Annotated in this window: 18 protein-coding genes; 11 read left to right on the top strand and 7 right to left on the bottom strand. The window is 69.1% G+C overall.

Annotated elements, in window-relative coordinates:
* Positions 1-49 precede the first annotated feature (49 nt).
* Together trmL and AC3WRN_RS14120 are read right to left on the bottom strand one after the other, a co-directional pair.
* On the bottom strand, positions 50-517 hold the full coding sequence (trmL, locus tag AC3WRN_RS14125; protein WP_492623428.1) for a tRNA (uridine(34)/cytosine(34)/5-carboxymethylaminomethyluridine(34)-2'-O)-methyltransferase TrmL: 468 nt from the start codon (positions 515-517) through the stop codon (positions 50-52).
* 41 nt (positions 518-558) lie between these two features.
* Complete coding sequence (locus AC3WRN_RS14120; RefSeq protein ID WP_492623427.1) at positions 559-762, bottom strand: hypothetical protein; 204 nt, start codon at positions 760-762, stop codon at positions 559-561.
* A gap of 259 nt (positions 763-1,021) precedes the next feature.
* On the opposite strand from AC3WRN_RS14120, the gene AC3WRN_RS14115 reads away from it, so the two are divergent.
* From AC3WRN_RS14115 to pssA, 7 genes are all read left to right on the top strand, one after another.
* The gene (locus AC3WRN_RS14115) at positions 1,022-3,880 is read left to right on the top strand and encodes a M16 family metallopeptidase (protein ID WP_492623426.1); all 2,859 of its coding nucleotides are present in this window, start codon (positions 1,022-1,024) and stop codon (positions 3,878-3,880) included.
* 144 nt (positions 3,881-4,024) lie between these two features.
* The gene (locus AC3WRN_RS14110; protein ID WP_492623425.1) at positions 4,025-4,432 is read left to right on the top strand and encodes a DUF4156 domain-containing protein; all 408 of its coding nucleotides are present in this window, start codon (positions 4,025-4,027) and stop codon (positions 4,430-4,432) included.
* Positions 4,433-4,584: 152 nt separating this feature from the next.
* Positions 4,585-5,079, top strand: coding sequence for a MarR family transcriptional regulator (locus AC3WRN_RS14105; protein ID WP_492623424.1), 495 nt, complete (start codon positions 4,585-4,587; stop codon positions 5,077-5,079).
* Between the two features lie 4 nt (positions 5,080-5,083).
* Positions 5,084-7,213, top strand: a complete 2,130-nt coding sequence (locus AC3WRN_RS14100; protein WP_082823663.1) for an FUSC family protein — start codon at positions 5,084-5,086, stop codon at positions 7,211-7,213.
* Positions 7,203-7,403, top strand: coding sequence for a DUF1656 domain-containing protein (locus AC3WRN_RS14095; protein WP_068092762.1), 201 nt, complete (start codon positions 7,203-7,205; stop codon positions 7,401-7,403). Before AC3WRN_RS14100 ends, AC3WRN_RS14095 begins: the two co-directional genes overlap by 11 nt.
* A gap of 10 nt (positions 7,404-7,413) precedes the next feature.
* A complete protein-coding gene (locus AC3WRN_RS14090; protein WP_068092764.1) occupies positions 7,414-8,421 on the top strand; it encodes an HlyD family secretion protein in 1,008 nt (335 codons plus the stop codon).
* Positions 8,422-8,483: 62 nt separating this feature from the next.
* Positions 8,484-9,875: a CDP-diacylglycerol--serine O-phosphatidyltransferase gene (gene pssA, locus AC3WRN_RS14085; RefSeq protein ID WP_492623423.1), complete on the top strand. Its 1,392-nt coding sequence runs from the start codon at positions 8,484-8,486 to the stop codon at positions 9,873-9,875.
* Positions 9,876-10,031: 156 nt separating this feature from the next.
* On the opposite strand, the gene AC3WRN_RS14080 is transcribed toward pssA, so the two are convergent.
* Together AC3WRN_RS14080 and AC3WRN_RS14075 are read right to left on the bottom strand one after the other, a co-directional pair.
* A complete protein-coding gene (locus AC3WRN_RS14080) occupies positions 10,032-10,631 on the bottom strand; it encodes a GNAT family N-acetyltransferase (RefSeq protein ID WP_492623422.1) in 600 nt (199 codons plus the stop codon).
* An 18-nt stretch (positions 10,632-10,649) separates the two neighbouring features.
* Positions 10,650-10,856 (bottom strand): YdcH family protein, encoded by a 207-nt coding sequence (locus tag AC3WRN_RS14075; RefSeq protein WP_492623421.1) that lies wholly within the window; start codon positions 10,854-10,856, stop codon positions 10,650-10,652.
* A 109-nt stretch (positions 10,857-10,965) separates the two neighbouring features.
* On the opposite strand from AC3WRN_RS14075, the gene ttcA reads away from it, so the two are divergent.
* The 4 genes from ttcA (at position 10,966) to AC3WRN_RS14055 (ending at position 15,047) form a co-directional block, all read left to right on the top strand.
* Positions 10,966-11,853 carry a tRNA 2-thiocytidine(32) synthetase TtcA gene (gene ttcA, locus AC3WRN_RS14070; protein WP_492623420.1) on the top strand — a complete coding sequence of 296 codons (888 nt, stop codon included), beginning with the start codon at positions 10,966-10,968 and terminating at the stop codon, positions 11,851-11,853.
* A gap of 14 nt (positions 11,854-11,867) precedes the next feature.
* Positions 11,868-13,070, top strand: coding sequence for an amino acid aminotransferase (locus AC3WRN_RS14065; protein ID WP_492623419.1), 1,203 nt, complete (start codon positions 11,868-11,870; stop codon positions 13,068-13,070).
* A gap of 170 nt (positions 13,071-13,240) precedes the next feature.
* Positions 13,241-14,158, top strand: coding sequence for a recombination-associated protein RdgC (locus tag AC3WRN_RS14060; protein ID WP_492623418.1), 918 nt, complete (start codon positions 13,241-13,243; stop codon positions 14,156-14,158).
* 118 nt (positions 14,159-14,276) lie between these two features.
* Positions 14,277-15,047, top strand: a complete 771-nt coding sequence (locus tag AC3WRN_RS14055; RefSeq protein ID WP_068092785.1) for a M48 family metallopeptidase — start codon at positions 14,277-14,279, stop codon at positions 15,045-15,047.
* 19 nt (positions 15,048-15,066) lie between these two features.
* Here the strand turns inward: AC3WRN_RS14055 and AC3WRN_RS14050 are convergent, their stop codons facing one another.
* From AC3WRN_RS14050 to AC3WRN_RS14040, 3 genes are all read right to left on the bottom strand, one after another.
* Positions 15,067-15,654, bottom strand: coding sequence for a sterol desaturase family protein (locus AC3WRN_RS14050; protein WP_492623417.1), 588 nt, complete (start codon positions 15,652-15,654; stop codon positions 15,067-15,069).
* Between the two features lie 150 nt (positions 15,655-15,804).
* On the bottom strand, positions 15,805-16,749 hold the full coding sequence (locus AC3WRN_RS14045) for an alpha/beta fold hydrolase (RefSeq protein ID WP_492623453.1): 945 nt from the start codon (positions 16,747-16,749) through the stop codon (positions 15,805-15,807).
* 186 nt (positions 16,750-16,935) lie between these two features.
* A complete protein-coding gene (locus tag AC3WRN_RS14040) occupies positions 16,936-18,789 on the bottom strand; it encodes a M1 family metallopeptidase (protein WP_492623416.1) in 1,854 nt (617 codons plus the stop codon).
* Positions 18,790-18,915 lie beyond the last annotated feature (126 nt).

The following is an 18,915-nucleotide window of genomic DNA, read 5'->3' as shown; positions in this document are numbered from 1 at the left end:
CATGTTAATGGCGAGGCAACCGCAAGAGCATCGCGCACAGGGTGCGCTCCTACGAGGTCGCGCCGGGAAAGCCCAGCTGGCGCCACGCTTCGTAGACGGCCACGGCGACCGTGTTCGACAGGTTCAGGCTGCGGCTGTCCGGGCACATCGGCAGGCGCAGGCGTCGTTGGGCGGGAATCGCTTCCAGCACGTCGGCCGGCAGGCCGGCCGTCTCGCAGCCGAACAGCAGCGCGTCGCCGTCGGCGAAGCGGGCGTCGACGTGGGCAACCCGTCCGCGGGTGGTGAAGGCGAACACCCGCGGCCTGCCGATCGCATTAAGGCAACTGGCCAGGTCGTCATGCACCGCGACGCTGGCGTATTCGTGGTAATCCAGTCCGGCGCGGCGCAGCCGGGCATCGTCGAGCGTGAAGCCGAGCGGCCGGATGAGGTGCAGCGCGGCGCCGGTGTTCGCGCACAGGCGAATCACGTTGCCGGTGTTCGGCGGGATCTCGGGGCGAAACAGGATGACGTGCAGCATTCCGCCATTATCGCGTGCCCGTGCCGATCCGCGTCGAGTGCTCAGCCGCCGATCTGCGGGCAGACCACGCCGTCCGGCCGCAACGCGCAGCTGGTCGGTGCGGCCAGCAGGATCGCGCTGATGCCGCCGTTGGCGGCGAGCTGCACCGATGCCGGTGTGGTCGTCACCATCGCGGCGAGGATCAGGCCGCAGACCGCCAGGCAGGCGATGAACAGGCCGCGCAACATCATGGTCTCGAATTTCATGGTCATGTCTCCGTATGAGGGGAAGGTTCCTGCGCTTTCCTCTGAGCAATCCCCGTGCCAGGCGGCCATGTGGATTCAAGCCATTGATTTTTAAAATATAAATAAATGGATTGGCCAGCCGCAGCATTGTCCGCGGACAGCTGTCCGCCCGCTGCCGGACAACCGGACAGCCCGGCGGCGACCGTGCCACAAGTCATTTGCGGTGCCCGTGGGGCGTCGCTAGCCTGCGGAGACTTATCCGTGAAACAGGAGGTTCACCGTGACGAAGAAACCGCTCGCCCTGCTCATCGCCGGCCTGCTCGCCCTGGCCGGCGGCATGCCGCTGGCGCTGGCCGCACCCGACACCGCCGTGGCGGCTGCGACGGCGCAGCAGCAGATCCCCGAACTGGCCTACACCCGCTTCACCCTGCCTAACGGGCTGACCGTGGTGGTGCACGAGGATCACAAGGCGCCGGTGGTGGCGGTGAGCGTGTGGTACCACGTGGGCTCGTCGTACGAGCCGAAGGGCAAGACCGGTTTCGCGCACCTGTTCGAGCACCTGATGTTCCAGGGTTCGGAGAACCACAAGGACGAGTTCTTCAAGCCGTTCGAGCTGGCCGGCGCCACCGACCAGAACGGCACCACCTGGCTCGACCGCACCAACTACTTCGAGACGGTGCCGACCACTGCGCTGGACATGGCGCTGTGGATGGAATCGGACCGCATGGGCCACCTGCTCGGCGCGATCGGCCAGCCGCAGCTGGACGAGCAGCGTGGCGTGGTGCAGAACGAGAAGCGCCAGGGCGAGAACCAGCCGTACGGCCGCGCCGGCGAGCTGATCCAGGCCGAGGCGTTCCCGGCCAACCATCCGTACCACCACGACACCATCGGCTCGATGGACGATTTGAACGCGGCCTCGCTGGCCGACGTGAAGCAGTGGTTCCGCGACTACTACGGCGCGGCCAACACGGTGGTGGTGCTGTCCGGCGACATCACGCCGGCGGTGGCGAAGGAAAAGATGCTGAAGTACTTCGGCGACATCGCCGCCGGCCCGCGGGTGCCGCGGCCGCAACCGTGGGTGGCGCCGCGCCACGGCTCGACCCGCGGCACGATGACCGACAACGTGGCGCAGGTGCGCATCTACCGCGAGTGGAACGTGCCGGGCCGCGGCAGCCGCGACGAGAACCTGCTGGAGCTGGCCGCCGCCGTGCTGGGCGGCAGCAAGACCTCGCGGCTGTACCAGCGGCTGGTCTACCGGGACAAGCTGGCCGACGACGTCTCGGTCGACGTCGAGCAGCACGTGCTGGCCAGCATGTTCAACCTGCAGGTGGACGTGAAGAAAGGCGCCGATCCGGCCAGGGTGGAGGCGGCGATCGCCGACGAGTGGCGGAAATTCCTGAAGGACGGCCCCGGCGCCGACGAGCTGGCGCGGGTCAAGACGGAAACCCGCGCCTCGTTCGTGCGCGGCCTGGAAAAGGTCAACTCGCAGGCCTCGATCCTGGCCCAGGGCCAGCTGTACCGCAACGATCCGGCCGCCTACCTGAAGGACTTCAAGGAATTCATGGCGGCCACCCCGGCCGACGTCGCCGCGGTGGCGAACCGGTGGATCGCCAAGGGCGACTACACGCTGACCGTGGTGCCGGGCAAGGTCGAGGCCACCGACATGGCCACCGTGGCCGGCCGTGCCGCAGCCGGCGGCGCGCCGGCGCCGGTGCTGTCGGCCAGGGGCGACTACCGCACGGTGCAGAGCGACGTCGACCGCGGCAAAGGCGTGCCCGCGGTCGGCACGTTCCCGGACCTCAGCTTTCCCGCCCTGCAGCGCGGCAAGCTGGACAACGGCGTCGAGGTGATCCTGGCCGAGCGCCACACGGTGCCGGCGGTGCAGTTGCAGCTGCTGTTCGACGCCGGCTACGCGGCCGACCAGGGCCGCAAGCTGGGCACCTCCAGCTTCACCATGGCGATGCTGGACGAGGGCAGCAAGGAACTCGATTCGGTCGAGATCGCCAAGCGCAAGCAGCGCCTCGGTGCGATCATCGCCAGCGGCTGCGGGCTGGACTACTGCAATGCCTCGTTGAACGCGCTGGACGACCAGCTGAAGCCGTCGCTCGAGCTGTTCGCCGACATCGTGCGCAATCCGGCGTTCCGCGAGGCCGACATCGGCCGCCTGCGCGGCCAGTGGCTGGCGCGCATCGCCCAGGAGAAGAGCCAGCCGACCGGCATCGCGCTGCGCACCCTGCCGCCGCTGCTGTACGGGCAGGGCCATGCCTACGCGATCCCGTTCACCGGCTCCGGCACCGAGGCCTCGATCAGGTCGCTGAGCGCCGCCGACATGCGCGCGTTCATCGGCGACTTCATCCGGCCGGACAACATGAAGATCCTGGTCGCCGGCGACACCACGCTGGACAAGATCATCCCGCAATTGAACGCGGCGTTCGGCAACTGGAAGGCACCGGCCGGCAAGGTCCCGGCGAAGAACGTCGGCAAGGTGGCGCCACCGGCGCAGGCGCGCGTGTACCTGGTCGATCGCCCCGGCGCGCAGCAGAGCCTGATCCTCGCCGGCAGCCTGGCGCCGTCCACCGAGGCACCGAACAACCTGGAGATCCAGACCATGAACGGTGCCTTCGGCGGCACCTTCACCTCGCGCCTCAACATGAACCTGCGCGAGGACAAGCACTGGGCCTACGGCGCCTTCAGCTTCCTGCAGAACGCGGTGGGCCAGCGCCCGTTCATGCTGTACGCGCCGGTGCAGACCGACCGGACCGCGCCGTCGGTGGCCGAGATGCTGAAGGAGGCGAAGGGCGTGATCGGCGACAAGCCGCTGACCGCGCAGGAGATCGACAAGATCAAGGTCGGCGACGTGCGCAGCATGCCGGGCAGCTACCAGACCACCACGGCGGTGATGGGGGCGCTGCAGGGCATCGCCCAGTACCGGCGGCCGGACGACTACGTGCAGACCCTGAAGTCGCGCATCGAGGCGCAGACCGACGCCTCGGTCGAGGCGGCGGCGAAGGAGATCATCCACCCGGACCGGCTGACCTGGGTGATCGTCGGCGACCTCAAGAAGATCGAGGCGCCGATCCGCGCGCTGAATCTCGGCCAGGTGCAGGTGCTCGACGCCGACGGCAAGCCGGCGAAGTAGGCCCGCGGGCGGCGCCGGCCCGTGCCGGCGCCGCCCGTTGTGGATCGGTTCGGAGACGCGTCGGCGTGCCCGCGCTAGGATGGAGCCCGGGCCGGCAACGTGCGGCCTCCTTCCATGCCCAAGCCATCGTCGCGGAGCCACCCCATGCGCAAGACCCTGCTGTTGCTCGTCCCCGTCCTCCTGCTCGGCGCCTGCAGCTGGGGCATCACCCTGGACGACGCCGCCAAGAACGTGCGCACGGCCTGGAGCGGCGACGTCTCCTCCTGCCGCGAGCTGGGCAAGGTCACCGTCTCGGTGATGAACCGCGTCGGCCCGGTCGACCGCAACGACATCAAGGTGCGCGACGAGCTGGAGGTGCTGGCCCGCAACGAGGCCGCCAAGATGCACGCCGACACCATCAAGCCGCTGGCCGAGCCGGCCGACGGCTCGCAGCCGTGGGGCGCGTACCAGTGCGGTGCGAACCGGCCGGCGCCGGCCGCCGCGCCGCGGGCGCCGGCCGCTTCCGGCTCGGCCCCGGGCCAGCTGCAGACCTTCCCCGTGCACGGCGGCTGAACCCGCCTGGTCCGGCCATCGAAGGGCGCCCCGCGGGGCGCCTTTTTCGTGCGTGCCGACCAGGTGCTTGCGCCGTGCCGGGGAGTGGCATGGCATTCATAAACATATAGTACATTTATGTATAATATGCACGACAATTAATGATGAATGCCGTGAACAGTTTTGCCCCCACCGAGCAGCGCCTGGCGGTCACCTGCCGGCGGCACCCCGCGTTTCCGCGCGAGCCGGCCGTGCTGGTGCGGCTGGTCAAGCATCTCTACAAGCGCCTGCACGACGACGCCAATACGCTGCTGAAGCCGTGGGGCATCAACCACCCGGAATACAACCTGCTGATGATGCTGTACGGCACCGAGGGGTATACGCTCAGCCCGTCGCAGCTGGCGGCGGCGGCGGGGGAGAAGTCCGCCAACATCACGCGGCTGACCGACGAGCTGTGCGACAAGGGCCTGATCGAGCGCACCGCCAGCGACGAGGATCGTCGCAAGATCGCGCTCACGTTGACCAAGGCGGGGGTGGTGGTGATCAAGGGCTTCCTGCCTGACGTCTGCGCCTTGCTGGAGCGCCAGACCGCCGGCCTGCAGCCGCGCGAGGCTGCGCAGCTGGAAAAGCTGCTGAAGAAATTCCTGGGCCATCTCGAGCAGGCCTGAGGCTGTGACCGTCGCCGTCATCGAATCCGGGACGCGGCCCCCGCTCCGGCAATGGCTGGCCGAGGCCTTCGCCGGCGAGGGCAGTGCGTGGCTGTTCGTGTTCAAGGCCGCGCTGGCGCTGTATGCGGCGACCTGGTTGGCGATGTGGCTGCAGCTGGAGAAGCCGTCCACCACGATGATCACCGTGGCGCTGCTGATGCATCCGCAGAGCGGCATGGTGCTGGCGAAGAGCTTCTACCGGGCGATCGGCACGCTGGCCGGCAGCGTGTTCGGCGTGCTGCTGATGGCGCTGTTCCCGCAGCAGCGCGAGCTGTTCCTGCTGTCGATGTCGTTGTGGGTGGCGCTGTGCGCCGGCGGCGCCACGCTGTACCGCAACTTCATGTCCTACGGCTTCGTGCTGGCCGGCTATACCGCCGCGATCGTCACCTTGCCGGCGATCGGTAATCCGCTCACCGTGTTCGACTCGGCGGTGATGCGGGTGAGCGAGGTGCTGCTGGGCGTGATCGTGGCCGGCGCGGTGAGCGACCTGGTGCTGCCCACCCGCCTGCGCGAGGTGCTGCGGCGCAGTGCACGCGAGCAGTTCGGGCACTTCCTGGACTTCGCCCGTCGCAGCACCGGCGGCACGATCGCCCGCCGCGACATGGAGCAGGCCTACCTGCGCTTCGTGCGCGGCGCGGTGCAGCTGGAAAACCTGCGCGCCGCGGTGATCTTCGAGGATCCCGAGGCGCGCGCGCGCAGCAGTCGCATCCGCCTGATCAACCAGTTCTACATGTCCGCCACCACCACGTTCCAGTCGGTGCATCACCTGATCAACCGGCTGCAGCGCAACGGCCGCGCCGATGCCGCCGATGCGCTGATCGCGCTGTACCGGCCGATCGGTGAGGCATTGTCGCCGGAGCCGGCGCAGCAGCATGACCCGGCCGTGCTGGCGCCGCGGCTGCAGGCCTGCGAGCAGGTGCTGCCGGCGCTGGCGCGGCAATTGCGCGATGCGCTGCCGGCGCCGGCGCGGCTGGACTTCGATACCGGCGCGATCCTGCTGCAACGCTTCGCCGACGAGTTGCGCGACTTCGCCCTGGTGGAGAACTCGCTGCGCGCAAAGCGCCTGCGCGGCAACGTGGAGCGGGTGCAGTTCCGCCGCGGCAACGACTACGCCAGTGCCGGCCTGGCGGTGCTGCGCACCTTCCTCACGATGGTCGCCCTGAGCGTGTTCTGGCTGGCCAGCGGCTGGCCGCACGGGGCCAGCGCGATGCTGATCGCCACGATCTTCGCCGGCCTGCTGGCGATGGCGCCGAACCCGGTCTCGGCGGCGTTCCACACGCTGTTCGCGCAGGGGGTGGGCATGGCGGTGGCGTTCGTCGTCACGTTCGGGCTGCTGCCGCGCTGCGACGGCTACACGATGTTCATCGTGGCCACGCTCCCGTTCCTGATTCCCGGCTTCTACGTGCAGTCGAAGCCGGCGGTTTCCACCATGGGCGTGGGCTACGGCATCGGTTTCGTCTCCAGCATGCTGCTGACCAACCGGATGAGCTACGACCCGGCGTTCTTCATCAACGAGGCGATCGCGCAGCTGGCCGGGTTCGGGCTCTGCGCAGTGGCTTTCATGGCGATCCCCGCGATCACCGGCACCGGCTGGCAGCGCGCGCGCCAGCTGCGCCAGTTGCGCCGGCAGGTGGTGCAGGCCGCCAGTGCGCCGTTGGCGGGGCTGGCATACCGCTTCGAGAGCGTGAATCGCGATCTCTTCCTGCAGGTGGTGACGTATACCCGGCCGGACAGCCGCGAATCGCGCGACCTGCTGGCCTGGGCGTTGACCGTGCACGAGTGCGGCCGCGGCCTGATCGAACTGCGCCAGGACATGGCCGGCAGCCAGTTGCCGGCCTCGGTGGAGCAGCCGGCGCAGCAGGCGGTGCAGGCCGTGGCGCGGCTGTTCGAGGCACCGGACCCCGCGCGCTGGCAGCAGGCCGAGCAGACGGTCACCGAGGCGATCACGGAGATCGTGCGCGGCCAGTCGGGCGCACAGGCCGGCAGCCGCCGCGTGCTGCTGCACCTTCACCAGCTGCGCAGCGTGCTGCGCGACGACGAATCGGCGCTGGCGCCGTACATGCCGGCGGCTGAGGAGCCTGTCCATGCCTCATGAAGTGTCGATCGGCGGAGCCATGATGCCCGGCCTGGTCGTGGTCTTCTTCGGTTGCCTGCTGCTGATGTGGCTGTTCGATACGGTGCTCGGCCGGCTCGGCCTGTACCGCTACGTGCTGCACCCATCGCTGGTGCGGCTGGCGCTGTTCGTCTGCCTGTTCGGCGCCGCCGGACTGTTGCTGATCCACTGAGTCCCCTTCCATGAACAACAAACCCCTGCTGCTGCGCCTTGCCGTCACCGGCATCATCGTCATCGTGGCGGCCCTGCTCGGCCACGCCCTGTGGAAGCACTACCTGTATTCGCCGTGGACCCGCGATGGCCGCGTGCGCGCCGAGGTGGTGCGGATCGCGCCGGATGTCTCCGGCCTGGTCACCCGCGTGGAGGTGAGCGACAACCAGTTCGTGCACAAGGGCGACCTGCTGTTCGACATCGACCCCGCGCGGTTCCGCTACGCGGTCGGCCAGGCGCAGGCGAACCTGGATGCCGCCGAGGCCAGCGCCCGGGCCGCCGGCGCCAACATCGGCGCGGCGCTGGCCAGCGCCGCGGCGCGCAAGGCCGAATACGACATGCGGGCGGAAGAGGCCGCGCGCCGCCAGCGCCTGGGCGGCATCGTCACCCAGGAAGAACGCGCCAATGCCACCGCCACCGCGAACTCCGCCCGCGCCACCTGGGCCCAGGCGCAGGCCGGCGGCAGCCAGGCCTCGGCGGTGCGCGAGCAGGCGCAGGCCGCGGTGGAGCAGGCGCAGGTCGCGCTGGACCAGGCCAGGCTCAATCTCGAGCGCACCGAGGTGCGCGCGCCGGTGGACGGTTACGTCACCAACCTCGACATCCGCGTCGGCGACTACGCCAGTACCGGCAGCCCGCGGCTGGCCCTGATCGACAGCCACGGCTATTACATCTACGGCTATTTCGAGGAGACCAAGTTGCCGCAGCTGCGCGTGGGCGACCCGGTCGACATCCGCCTGATGGCCGGCGGCGTGCACCTGAAGGGCACCATCACCGGGATCGCCCGCGGCATCACCGACCGCGACAACCCCACCGGCAGCGACTTGCTGGCCGACGTCAATCCCACCTTCAACTGGGTGCGGCTGGCGCAGCGGGTGCCGGTGCGCATCGCGATCGATACCGGCAAGCTGCCGCCCGACACGCTGATCGCCGCCGGCATGACCGCCACCATCGAGGTGCAGCCGCGCGCAGCGGGGAAGTAGTCCGCGGTAGGCGCGCGCGCCGTGGTTTGCGATGATGGGCGCCGTTGCACCACGGCGCCGTCATGAACAAGCTGATCACCGCTCCCGGCCGACTTGCGCGCCTGCTGCCGTTCCGGCGCAAGCCGCGCACGGCGCCGGTCGCGCTGCCGTCCTTCGCCATCCCCGCCGGGGCCATCGACGTGCTGCCGGATCCGGCAGCGTTCCGGCGCGAGCTGCTGCAGCGCATCGCGCAGGCCACCCGGCGCATCGTGATCGTGGCGCTGTACCTGCAGGACGACGACGGCGGCCGCGAGGTGCTCGACGCGCTGTACGCGGCGAAGGCGCGCCGGCCGGCGCTGCAGGTGTCGGTGTTCGTCGACTGGCATCGTGCGCAGCGCGGCCTGATCGGCAAGCAGAAGAACGAAGGCAATGCGGGCATGTACCGCGAGTGCGCCGCGCGGCTGGGGCCGGGCGTGGAAATCCACGGCGTGCCGGTGCAGAACCGCGAGCTGTTCGGCGTGTTGCACCTGAAGGGCTTCGTGATCGACGACGCGGTGCTGTACAGCGGCGCCAGCCTCAACGACGTCTACCTGGCGCGGTACGGACGCTACCGGCTCGACCGCTACCACCTGCTGCGCCATCGCGGCCTGGCCGATGCGATGGCGGCATTCGTGCAGCGGTACTTCGCCGAAAGCGCGGCGGTGCGCCGGCTGGACGTAGCGGAGGTGCCGTCCACGAAGATGCTGCAGCCGGCGATCCGCGAGTTCCGCCAGGAATTGCAGCGCGCCGCGTACGAGGTTCCGCGCGACACGCCGGGCATCGGCGAGGTGGCGGTGACGCCGCTGCTCGGCTTCGGCCGCGGCGACAACGCGCTCAACGAGGCGTTGCTGGCGCTGCTGGGCGGCGCGCGCCGGCGGCTGATCCTGCTGACGCCGTACTTCAACCTGCCGCGGCCGGTGCGGGCGGTGCTGGGCCAGCTGCTGCGCCGCGGCTGCACCCTCGACGTCATGGTCGGCGACAAGGTCGCCAACGATTTCTACATCCCGCCGGGACAACCGTTCAAGACGATCGGCCTGCTGCCGTACCTGTACGAGAACAACCTGCGCCGCTTCGCGCGGGCGCATCGCCGGCAGATCGAGAGCGGCCAGCTCAACCTGCACCTGTGGCGCGATGGCGACAACAGCTACCACCTGAAAGGCCTGTTCATCGACGACGACGTGGCCGTGCTGACCGGCAACAACCTCAACCCGCGCGCGTGGTCGCTGGATCTGGAAAACGGCCTGGTGCTGCGCGATCCCGCGCGGCTGCTGCAGGCGAAGCACGAGGCGGAGTGGGCGGCCCTGCGCCGGCATGCCACGCGCCTGGCCGATTACCGCGCGCTGGAAAGCCCGCGGCGCTACCCGGCCGAAGTGCGCCGGCTGTTGCGGCGATTGAACCGCACGCGGCTGGACCGCCTGGTCAACCGGCTGCTGTAGGAGCGCACCCTGTGCGCGAATGCTTTGATGTCGATCGGTGCCAAGAGCATTCGCGCACAGGGTGCGCTCCTACGATTGCGCGGCAAGTTTCGTAGGGCGGGCAATGCCCGCCGGTTTTTCGATACGCCGCGGCGAAAGCGGCGGGCTGTGCCCGCCCTACGAAGCGGTCAGGCGGCTCAGGCGCATCTCCAGCCAGTTCGCCACGTTCGGCCATTCGTCGGCGAGGATGCTGAAGCAGACCGTGTTGCGCAGGCTGCCGTCGGTGCGCCGCTTGTGCGCGCGCAGCACGCCTTCGCGCTGCGCGCCGAGGCGTTCGATCGCGCGCTGCGAATCCTCGTTCAATTCATCGGTATGGAAGGCGACGGCCACGCAGTCCAGCGCTTCGAACGCGTGCTCCAGCAGCAGGCGCTTGCAGGCGGTGTTGAGGTGGGTCTTCTGCCAGCGTTTCGCGTACCAGGTATAGCCGATGGCCAGGCGCGGCAGCGCAGTGTCGATCTCGTAGTAGCGGGTGCTGCCGACGATCTCGCCGCGGCGGGCCTCGCGCACGGCGAACGGCAGCATGTGCCCCTCGGCCTGGCCCTGCAGCGCCTTCTCGACGTAAGCGCGCGCCTGTCCCGGCGGCGGCACGCTGGTGACCGCGAGGTTCCACAGTTCGCCGTCGGCAGCGGCCGCTTCCAGTGCCGGCACGTGGTCGAGGCTCAAGGGTTCCAGCACGACGTGCTCGTCGTGCAGACGGATCGGGGCGAACGGGTTCATGGGAGTCCGGTGCGGTATTCAGGCGTCGAGGTCGGGGATCAGCTTGCTCTCGAGCCGGGCGATGTTGTCCTTCAGCAGCAGCTTGCGCTTCTTCAGCCGGGTCAGTTGCAGTTCGTCGCGGCCGATCGCCGCGTCGAGCTGCTCGATCGCCGCGTCGAGATCCCGATGCTCCATCCGCAACTCGGCCAGAAGATGGACGATCTCGGCGTGATCCTGAACCTGCATGGCGTCGGCGGCTGCTGGGGCGGTTCCTTGAGTTTAACGCCGTTCGTCGGCCGGTGGCGGGGCGTCCGGCGGGCTACAATGGGCGTTCCCCGTCGTCCTGCCAGCCGCCATGTCCGCCCAACCCGGGATCCCCCGTCCACCTGTCGCCGCCGCCGAGGCCGGCAAGCTGGCCTCGCGCCTGCGCCAGCAGGTGGGCCGGGCGATCGGCGACTTCGGCATGATCGAGGACGGCGACAGGGTGATGGTGTGCCTGTCCGGCGGCAAGGATTCGTACACCCTGCTGGACCTGCTGCTGCAACTGCAGGCGAAGGCGCCGGTGCGCTTCGAGCTGATCGCGGTGAACCTGGACCAGAAACAGCCGGACTTCCCTGCGCACGTGCTGCCGGATTACCTCACCGCGCGCGGCGTGCCGTTCCACATCGTCGAGCAGGACACCTACAGCACGGTGACGCGGGTGATCGCCGCCGGCAAGACCATGTGCAGCCTGTGCTCGCGGCTGCGCCGCGGCGCGCTGTACACCTGGGCCGCGGACAACGGCATCACCAAGATCGCGCTGGGCCACCATCGCGACGATATCCTCGCCACGTTCTTCCTCAACCTGTTCTACCAGGCGCAGCTGAAGGCGATGCCGCCGAAGCTGCGCTCGGACGACGGCCGCCACGTGGTGATCCGCCCGCTGGCGTATTGCCGCGAAAGCGACATCGCCGAATACGCGGCGCAGCGGCAGTTCCCGATCATCCCGTGCAACCTGTGCGGCTCGCAGGACAACCTGCAGCGCAAGGCGGTGCAGCGCATGCTGGCCGAATGGGAACGGCAGCAGCCCGGGCGCAGCGAGAACATCTTCCGCGCGCTGGGCCACGTGTCGCCCTCGCAGCTGGCCGACCGCCGGCTGTTCGATTTCAGCTTCGGCGCGCCGTCCGCCGCGCCGCCGGCCTGGCCCGGCGACGCAGCGGACGAGACCGCGCCGGCCCGAACCCTCCACCCCTCCACCACCTGAGCCGAGTAACCGCCGTGTCCTTCTTTGCATCCGTTGAAATGGCCCCGGGCGATCCGATCCTGGGCCTCACCGAAACCTACGTGGCCGATCCGCGCCCGGGCAAGATCAACCTGGGCGTGGGCATCTACGTCGACGAGCAGGGCCGCATCCCGCTGCTGCCGAGCGTACGCGAGGTGGAGCAAGCGCTGGCCGCCGCGGCGAAGCCGCGCGGCTACCTGCCGATCGACGGCATGCCGGCGTACAACCAGGCGACCCAGCAGCTGGTATTCGGCGCCGGTTCGCCGCTGCTGGCGGCCGGCCGCGTGGCCACCGTGCAGACCGTCGGCGGCAGCGGCGCGCTGCGGGTGGCGGCCGACCTGCTCAAGCAGGTGGCCGGGGCGGGCGCGAAGATCGCCATCAGCAACCCCAGCTGGGGCAACCACCACGCGGTGTTCCGCACCGCCGGTTTCGCACTGCTGGAGTACCGCTACTACGACCCGGCCAGCCACGGCCTGGACTTCGCCGGCATGCTGCAGGACCTGGGCAAGCTCGAGCCCGGCACCGTGGTGCTGCTGCACGCGTGCTGCCACAACCCGACCGGCGTCGACCTGGACGCGGCGCAGTGGCAGCAGGTGATCGCGCTGCTCAGGGAGCGCCGGCTGCTGCCGTTCGTCGACATGGCCTACCAGGGCTTCGCCCAGGGCACCGATGCCGATGCCGCCGGCGTGCGCCTGCTGGCCTCGTCGGGGATCGAGGCGTTCGTGGTCGCCAATTCGTACTCCAAGTCGTTCTCGCTGTACGGCGAGCGGGTCGGCGCGCTGTCGATGGTCGGCGCCGACCGCGACGAGGCGGCGCGGCTGCTGTCGAAGATCAAGCAGACCATCCGCGCGAACTATTCCAGCCCGTCCACGCACGGCGCCGCGCTGGTCGCCGGCGTGCTCGGCAGCGCCGAGCTGCACGCGCGCTGGGAGCAGGAGCTGGGCGGCATGCGCGAGCGCATCCACGCGATGCGCGCCGGCTTCGTCGAACGGCTGGCCGCGCACGGTGCACCGGATTTCGGCTTCATCAACCGCCAGGCCGGCATGTTCTCGTACTCCGGCCTGAGCAAGGCGCAGGTTCACCGGCTGCGCGACGAACATGCGATCTACGCGCTCGACAGCGGGCGCATCTGCGTGGCGGCGCTGAACCAGGCGAACCTGGACACCGTCGCCGCCGCGGTCGCCGCCGTCATCCGCTGATGTCTTGTCGATCATTACATCAGCCCGCACACCGTTCGCCCTGAGCGTAGGCCCGAAGGGCCGAGGTCGAAGGGTGTCGTACCGTGCCCTTCGACTTTGCTGCGCTACGCTCAGGGCGAACGGCGAGAGCTGAAACCTCGCCTTCGGGCCTCACTTCATCCGGATACCGAATGTTTTTTCGCAACCTCACGCTGTTCCGTTTTTCCCCCGCCGTTGCCGATGACCTGAGCCGCCTCGACGAGGCGCTGGCCGAACACCGGCTGCGCCCGTGCGGGCCGCTGGAAATGTTCACCAAGGGCTTCGTGCCGCCGGTCGGGCGCGGCGAGGGCGAGCCGCTCACGCACACGGTGAAGCAGTGCACCCTGCTGACCGTGGGCGGTGAGGACAAGCTGCTGCCGGCCGCGGTGATCAACGACGAATTGCAGCGCAAGGTGCAGAAGATCGCCGAGGAAGAGGGCCGCAAGGTCGGCGGCCGCGAGCGCAAGCGGATCAAGGAAGACCTGCTCACCGAACTGCTGCCGCGCGCCTTCGTGCGCAATTCGCGGATGTCCGCCTACGTCGACCGCAAGCATGGCTGGCTGGTGCTGGACACTTCCAGCCGCAAATCGGCCGAGAACGCGCTGACCCAGGTCCGCGAAGCGCTGGGCAGCTTCCCGGCGGTGCCGCTGGCGCCGGAGGAAGGCCCGCGCGTGCTGATGACCGACTGGCTGGCCAACGGCAACCTGCCGGCCGGCCTCGCCCTGGGCGACGAATGCGAACTGCGCGACCCGGCCACCGCCACCGGCGCGATCGCCCGCTGCCGCCGGCAGGACCTGGACGCCGAGGAGGTCAAGGAGCACCTGCGCAACGGCAAGCAGGTGTTCATGCTCGGTCTCACGTTCGATGAGCGGATCAGCTTCGTGCTGGGCGAGGACCTGATCGTGCGCAAGCTGAAGTTCCTCGACGTGGTGATGGACGAGCTGGGCGACAGCCAGACCGACGCCCATGCCGAGCTGGACGCCGGTTTCGCCCTGCTGACGCTGGAACTGGAGCGGCTGCTGGGCAAGCTGGAGGAGTGGTTCGGCCTGCCGCGTCCGGCCGACGGCTGAACGAAAAAATTCATACCGCCCGGTCCACGGGCGCGCCATACTGGGCGTCCGGCCACCTGCGGGCAGCCGGATTCCCCATCTCTGATCTGAACAGGCCCAGGCAAGAGCAGGCAGGATCATGGCGCAGCATCTGGAAGGCGACTGGCTGGAACTGGCAACCGTGGGCGGCAGCATCATCCGGGTGCTGAAGACCGCCCATCCGCGTGCCCGCCGGCTGCGCCTCACGGTAACGCCGCAGGGCGCGCGGGTGACCTATCCGCTCGGCACCCACCCGGCCCAGGTCAGTGCATTCCTGCGCAGCCACGCCGGCTGGCTGGAGCAGAAGCTCGACGAGCTGAACCTGATCGTGAAGCCGTTGCCGCCGCTGCGCGTGGGCTATCCGTGCAATTTCCCGCTGCGCGGCGAGCTGGCCGAGCTGGACTGGGCCGAGGGCGCCTATCCGAAGATCGAGCCGCACGCGACCGGGCTGACCCTGGTGATCCCGCGCCCGCACACCCGCGCGCTGCCGATCGCCCGCGGCCTGCTCGCCTCGCACCTGGAAACGCTGATCCGCCGCGACGTCTCGCGCTGGCTGGCCGGCTACGTGCCGCAGCTGGGGCTGGCGCCGACCTCGCTGCGGATCCGCCCGATGAAGAGCCTGTGGGGCAGCCTGGACACCCGCGACCGCATCAACCTCGACCTCGCGCTGGCGCTGGCGCCGCCATCGGCGCTGCGCTACGTGCTGGCGCACGAGCTGTGCCACCTCAAGGTGCGCAACCACTCGCCGCGGTTCTGGACGCAGGTCGGGAACCTGTTCCCGGACTGGCGCGAGCAGCGCGACTGGCTGCGCCAGCACGGCGCGATCCTGAAGGCGGAGCTGGACCGGCTGGTCGCCGACGTGGCCGATTGATGCCCGCGGGCGACCCGGTTCAGCGGCTCCCGGGCTGCCGCACGTAGCGCGTGCCCAGCAGCACGTCCCACAACGGCGTGGTGACCCCGAAGTTGCTCTCGGGGTGGTAGTGGTGCACGTGGTGGGCGGCGGCCCAGCGCCGCAGCAGCGGTTGCCGGAAGCGCACGTGGTGGATGATGAAGTGGCCCAGGCCGTAGACGATGTAGCCGAAGGTGATCGCGCCGGCCAGCAGCAGGGCGAAGCCGGTCGGCATGAGCAGCACGAACACGCCGGCCAGCGCCAACAGCACCGCCGGCGGCAGGAAGAACGGCAGCGAGTCGTAGCCCAGCGGCCGCGCATGGTGCTGGTCGTGGCCCTGCGCGAACAGCGGGACCCGCGTGTGGAACATCCAGCGGTGGAAGAAGTACTCGATGAAGCTGAAGGCGAACAGGCCCAGGCCGATCGCCAGCAGCGCGGTCAGCGGGCCGCCCGCATGCCTTTGCCAGCCCAGCACCAGCAACAGCACGCACAGTACGCCGTCCACGCCCAGCTCGGACCAGTAGTTGGCACGGGTGGCGGACATCCGCATCACCGCGTCCACGAAGATGCGCCAGGGATTCCGTTTCATCGCTTGCTGCACTGTCCTGCCTTCACGCGCATGGGTACGCCATGACCACGGCGTCACGACGGCATTCTCCCATGTTGTCATACGCAATTCACAATGATGCGCTAGGGAGGGGCGGAACCGTTCAGCAACCGACGATGGCGGCGCCGGGGCTCAGTGCGACAGCGCGAAGCCGGTGAGGATCTGCGTGGTCTGCTCGGGCTTTTCCAGCATCGGCATGTGGTTGCAGCCGTTGATGGTGCTGGTGCTGATCGCGCTGGCGGCGGTCAGGCCGTTGCGCAGGCTGTCCAGCGCGGAGATGTCCACGATGCGGTCGTCGTGGCACCACAGGCCCAGTACCGGCATGGTGAGCTGGCCGAGCCGATTCTGCACGGAGAGGTATTGCGACGGCACGCGCAGCTCGTCGAAGGTGCGCTCGATGAAGGCGCGGTCGCGCCGGTTGCGCTCGACGAACACGTCGGCGAAACGGCCGGGCAGGTCGAGCGGTTTCTCGAAGGCCAGCGCGATGGCGCGTTCGAAGCCGGCGCGGTCGTCGAACACGAACGGGTTCCTGCCGGCCAGCGCGTCGCGGTCGAACCCATTCACCTTGCCCTTCAGGCCGAACGCGTCGACCAGGGCCAATGCGGCCACGTGCTCGGGATGTGCGCTGGCGTACACCCCGGCGACCGCGCCGCCCATCGAGTGGCCGACCAGCACGAAGTGCTGCAGGCCCAGCGCCTGCACGAAGCCGTCGAGGCGCGCGGCCTGCGCGTCGATGTTGTAGCTCGCGCCGGCGTCGCGCGAGGATTCGCCCCAGCCGGGCAGGTCGGGAATGATCAGGTGGAAGTGCGGCGTGAGCAGCTTCGCCGTCTGCAGCCACACGCTCTTGTCGGCATCGAAGCCGTGCAGCAGCACGATGGTCGGCCCCTGGCCGCCCTCGTAGTAGATCCAGTGCGTGTCGCCGACCTGTACCGCCTGCTTGTCCAGGTGCGCCGCCATCGCCTGGCGCGCAGTATCCGCCTGCATCAGCCATTGCGGCGCGAACAGGTAGCTGCCGCCCAGCACGATCGCCAGCAGTGCCGCCAGCCACGCCAGGAATTTCAGCCGGCGCCACAGCATGCGTTTCCAGAGCGGGGTGGTGCTGTTCGTTGATGGCGGCATGGCGGCTTCTTGGATGGGTCGTGGCTGGGAATACTCCCTCCCCTGCATCGCAGGGGAGGGTCGGGGTGGGGTGCTCTTGATCCTGAGCCAAGAGCTTCACCCCCTCCAACCTCCCCCTGCTGAGCAGGGGGAGGAGCATGTGGGTTATTTCGCCTTCTTCGCCTTGGCGATGATGCCTTCGACTACCTGCTGGGTCAGCGGGTGGTAGCCGGCCTTTGCCCTGGCGTAGACCTGCTCGGCGTAGGCCAGGCCTTCCGGCGTTTTCACGAACGCCTTGTACAGCGGCGTGGTCAGGTAGATGCGGCCGATCCGGGTCATGTGCTCGGCGGCGGCGCTCCACACGGCCTTGTCGCCGGCGGCAATCGCGTGGCTGTACCAGCGCATGCCGATCTCCGCGTTCGGCGTGCCGGTCAGGTGCCAGGCGGCGTCGAGTTGCTGCAGCTTGTCCAGCGGTGCCACATCGGGCAGGCGGTCGAGGAAGTACATCCACTCCTGCGTGTTCCAGCCCTTGGCGTCGAGCTTGCCCGCGGCCAGCTTGCCGGCAAGGAAGTCGCTACGCTCCTGGTCGATCGCGTTGAAGCGCGGCGAGTCGGGCAGCGGCGCATCCTTGGGGATGCCTTCGCCGTAGACCCAGGCCTTCACCTCGTCCCAGCTCATCTTGCCGGGGTACTTCTCGATCAGGTTCGGCTTCATGTAGTCGAGCATCTGTTCGGTGGTGATGCTCTGGAACGCGAAGTGGTGGAAGTAGCCCTTCAGGTACGCGTCGAACGGCTCGCGGCCGAAGCGCTGCTCCAGCGTGCGCAGGAACCACGAGCCCTTGTCGTAGGCCACGTCGGACAGCGCATCGTCGGCGCCGATGCCGCGCGGGTCGGGCGCCAGCTTCTGCGCGTTGGCGGCCATCGCGCCGATGCCCTTCTGCAGCGCGCGGGCGGACAGCAGCGCCTCCTCGTCGGCCAGCGCCTTGCCGTACACCGCCTCGGTGATGCGGCCCTGCACGTAGGTGGTGAAGCCCTCGTTGAGCCAGATGTCGCGCCAGGCGGCGCTGGTCACCAGGTTGCCCGACCACGAGTGCGCCAGCTCATGCGAGACCAGCGAGACCAGGCTCTTGTCGCCGACCAGCACGGTCGGCGTGGCGAACGTCATGTTCGGGTTCTCCATGCCGCCGAACGGGAACGACGGCGGCAGCACCAGGATGTCGTAGCGGCCCCAGGCATACGGGCCGTACAGCTGCTCGGTGGCGGCGATCAGCTTCTCGGTGTCCTCGAATTCATGCGCGGCCTTGTCCACCACCGACGGCTCCGCATAGACGGCCGAACGCGGCCCGGTCTCCTTCACCGCCAGGTCGCCCGCGGCGATCGCCAGCAGGTAGGACGGGATCGGGTGCGGCTGGTCGAAGCGGAATTCGCCGTCCAGCGGATGCTTCGCGTCGTTGATCGCGCTCATCGCCACGCGCACGTCCTTCGGCGCCTTGACGCGGGCGTCGTAGGTGAAGCGCACCGCCGGCGAATCCTGCAGCGGCACCCACGAACGCGCGTGGATGGATTCCGACTGCGAGAACATGAACGGCAGTTTCTTGTCGGCGGTCTGCGCCGGGGTCAGCCACTGCAGGCCGGACGCCCCGGGCGAGGTGGTGTAGACGATGCGCACCTGCGCCGGATGCTTCGGCGTGGCGATGGTCAGCTTGCTGCCCAGCGCCTTGTCGCGCGGCGCCAGTGCGTATTTCAGCGGCGTGGCCTTGCCGTCGGCGGCCAGCGCCTCGACCCTGGCGATTTTCAGGTCGCGCGTGTCCAGCACCAGCGACTGCGCCCCGGGGTTCTTCCAGTCCAGCTTCAGCGTGGCCTGGCCGTCGAGCTGCCGGTGCGGGAAGTCGATCGTCAGGTCCAGGTCCAGATGCGTCACCCGCACCTGCTCGGGCTGGGCGTACGAGTTCGGGTCGTTGGCGTAGGCCGCCAGCGGCAGCAGCAACGTGCCGAAGGCGAGGGCGGGCAACAGGCGCATGGGGGAGTCTCGTGCCGGAAAACCCCAGTATGCCATTGCCGCCGTGGCGGCTACCCCGGAAGAGGGCGGAGGCAATCAAATGCCGCCCTTCGTTCTTGGCCGGCCGCGTGGCCGGCAGGCTGCGGG

It is taken from the genome of Rhodanobacter sp. FW101-FHT13A11 (assembly GCF_058790335.1).
This window is presented reverse-complemented; position numbering and strand designations above follow the sequence as displayed.

Bases quoted from the DNA above. Each gene is read 5' to 3' on its own strand.
- AC3WRN_RS14090 (WP_068092764.1), top strand. From the start codon at position 7,414: ATGAACAACAAACCCCTGCTGCTGCGCCTTGCCGTCACCGGCATCATC.
- AC3WRN_RS14120 (WP_492623427.1), bottom strand. From the start codon at position 762: ATGAAATTCGAGACCATGATGTTGCGCGGCCTGTTCATCGCCTGCCTG.
- ttcA (WP_492623420.1), top strand. From the start codon at position 10,966: ATGTCCGCCCAACCCGGGATCCCCCGTCCACCTGTCGCCGCCGCCGAG.
- AC3WRN_RS14080 (WP_492623422.1), bottom strand. From the start codon at position 10,631: ATGAACCCGTTCGCCCCGATCCGTCTGCACGACGAGCACGTCGTGCTG.
- AC3WRN_RS14095 (WP_068092762.1), top strand. From the start codon at position 7,203: ATGCCTCATGAAGTGTCGATCGGCGGAGCCATGATGCCCGGCCTGGTC.
- pssA (WP_492623423.1), top strand. From the start codon at position 8,484: ATGAACAAGCTGATCACCGCTCCCGGCCGACTTGCGCGCCTGCTGCCG.
- trmL (WP_492623428.1), bottom strand. From the start codon at position 517: ATGCTGCACGTCATCCTGTTTCGCCCCGAGATCCCGCCGAACACCGGC.
- AC3WRN_RS14040 (WP_492623416.1), bottom strand. From the start codon at position 18,789: ATGCGCCTGTTGCCCGCCCTCGCCTTCGGCACGTTGCTGCTGCCGCTG.
- AC3WRN_RS14110 (WP_492623425.1), top strand. From the start codon at position 4,025: ATGCGCAAGACCCTGCTGTTGCTCGTCCCCGTCCTCCTGCTCGGCGCC.
- AC3WRN_RS14045 (WP_492623453.1), bottom strand. From the start codon at position 16,749: ATGCTGTGGCGCCGGCTGAAATTCCTGGCGTGGCTGGCGGCACTGCTG.
- AC3WRN_RS14050 (WP_492623417.1), bottom strand. From the start codon at position 15,654: ATGAAACGGAATCCCTGGCGCATCTTCGTGGACGCGGTGATGCGGATG.
- AC3WRN_RS14060 (WP_492623418.1), top strand. From the start codon at position 13,241: ATGTTTTTTCGCAACCTCACGCTGTTCCGTTTTTCCCCCGCCGTTGCC.
- AC3WRN_RS14075 (WP_492623421.1), bottom strand. From the start codon at position 10,856: ATGCAGGTTCAGGATCACGCCGAGATCGTCCATCTTCTGGCCGAGTTG.
- AC3WRN_RS14055 (WP_068092785.1), top strand. From the start codon at position 14,277: ATGGCGCAGCATCTGGAAGGCGACTGGCTGGAACTGGCAACCGTGGGC.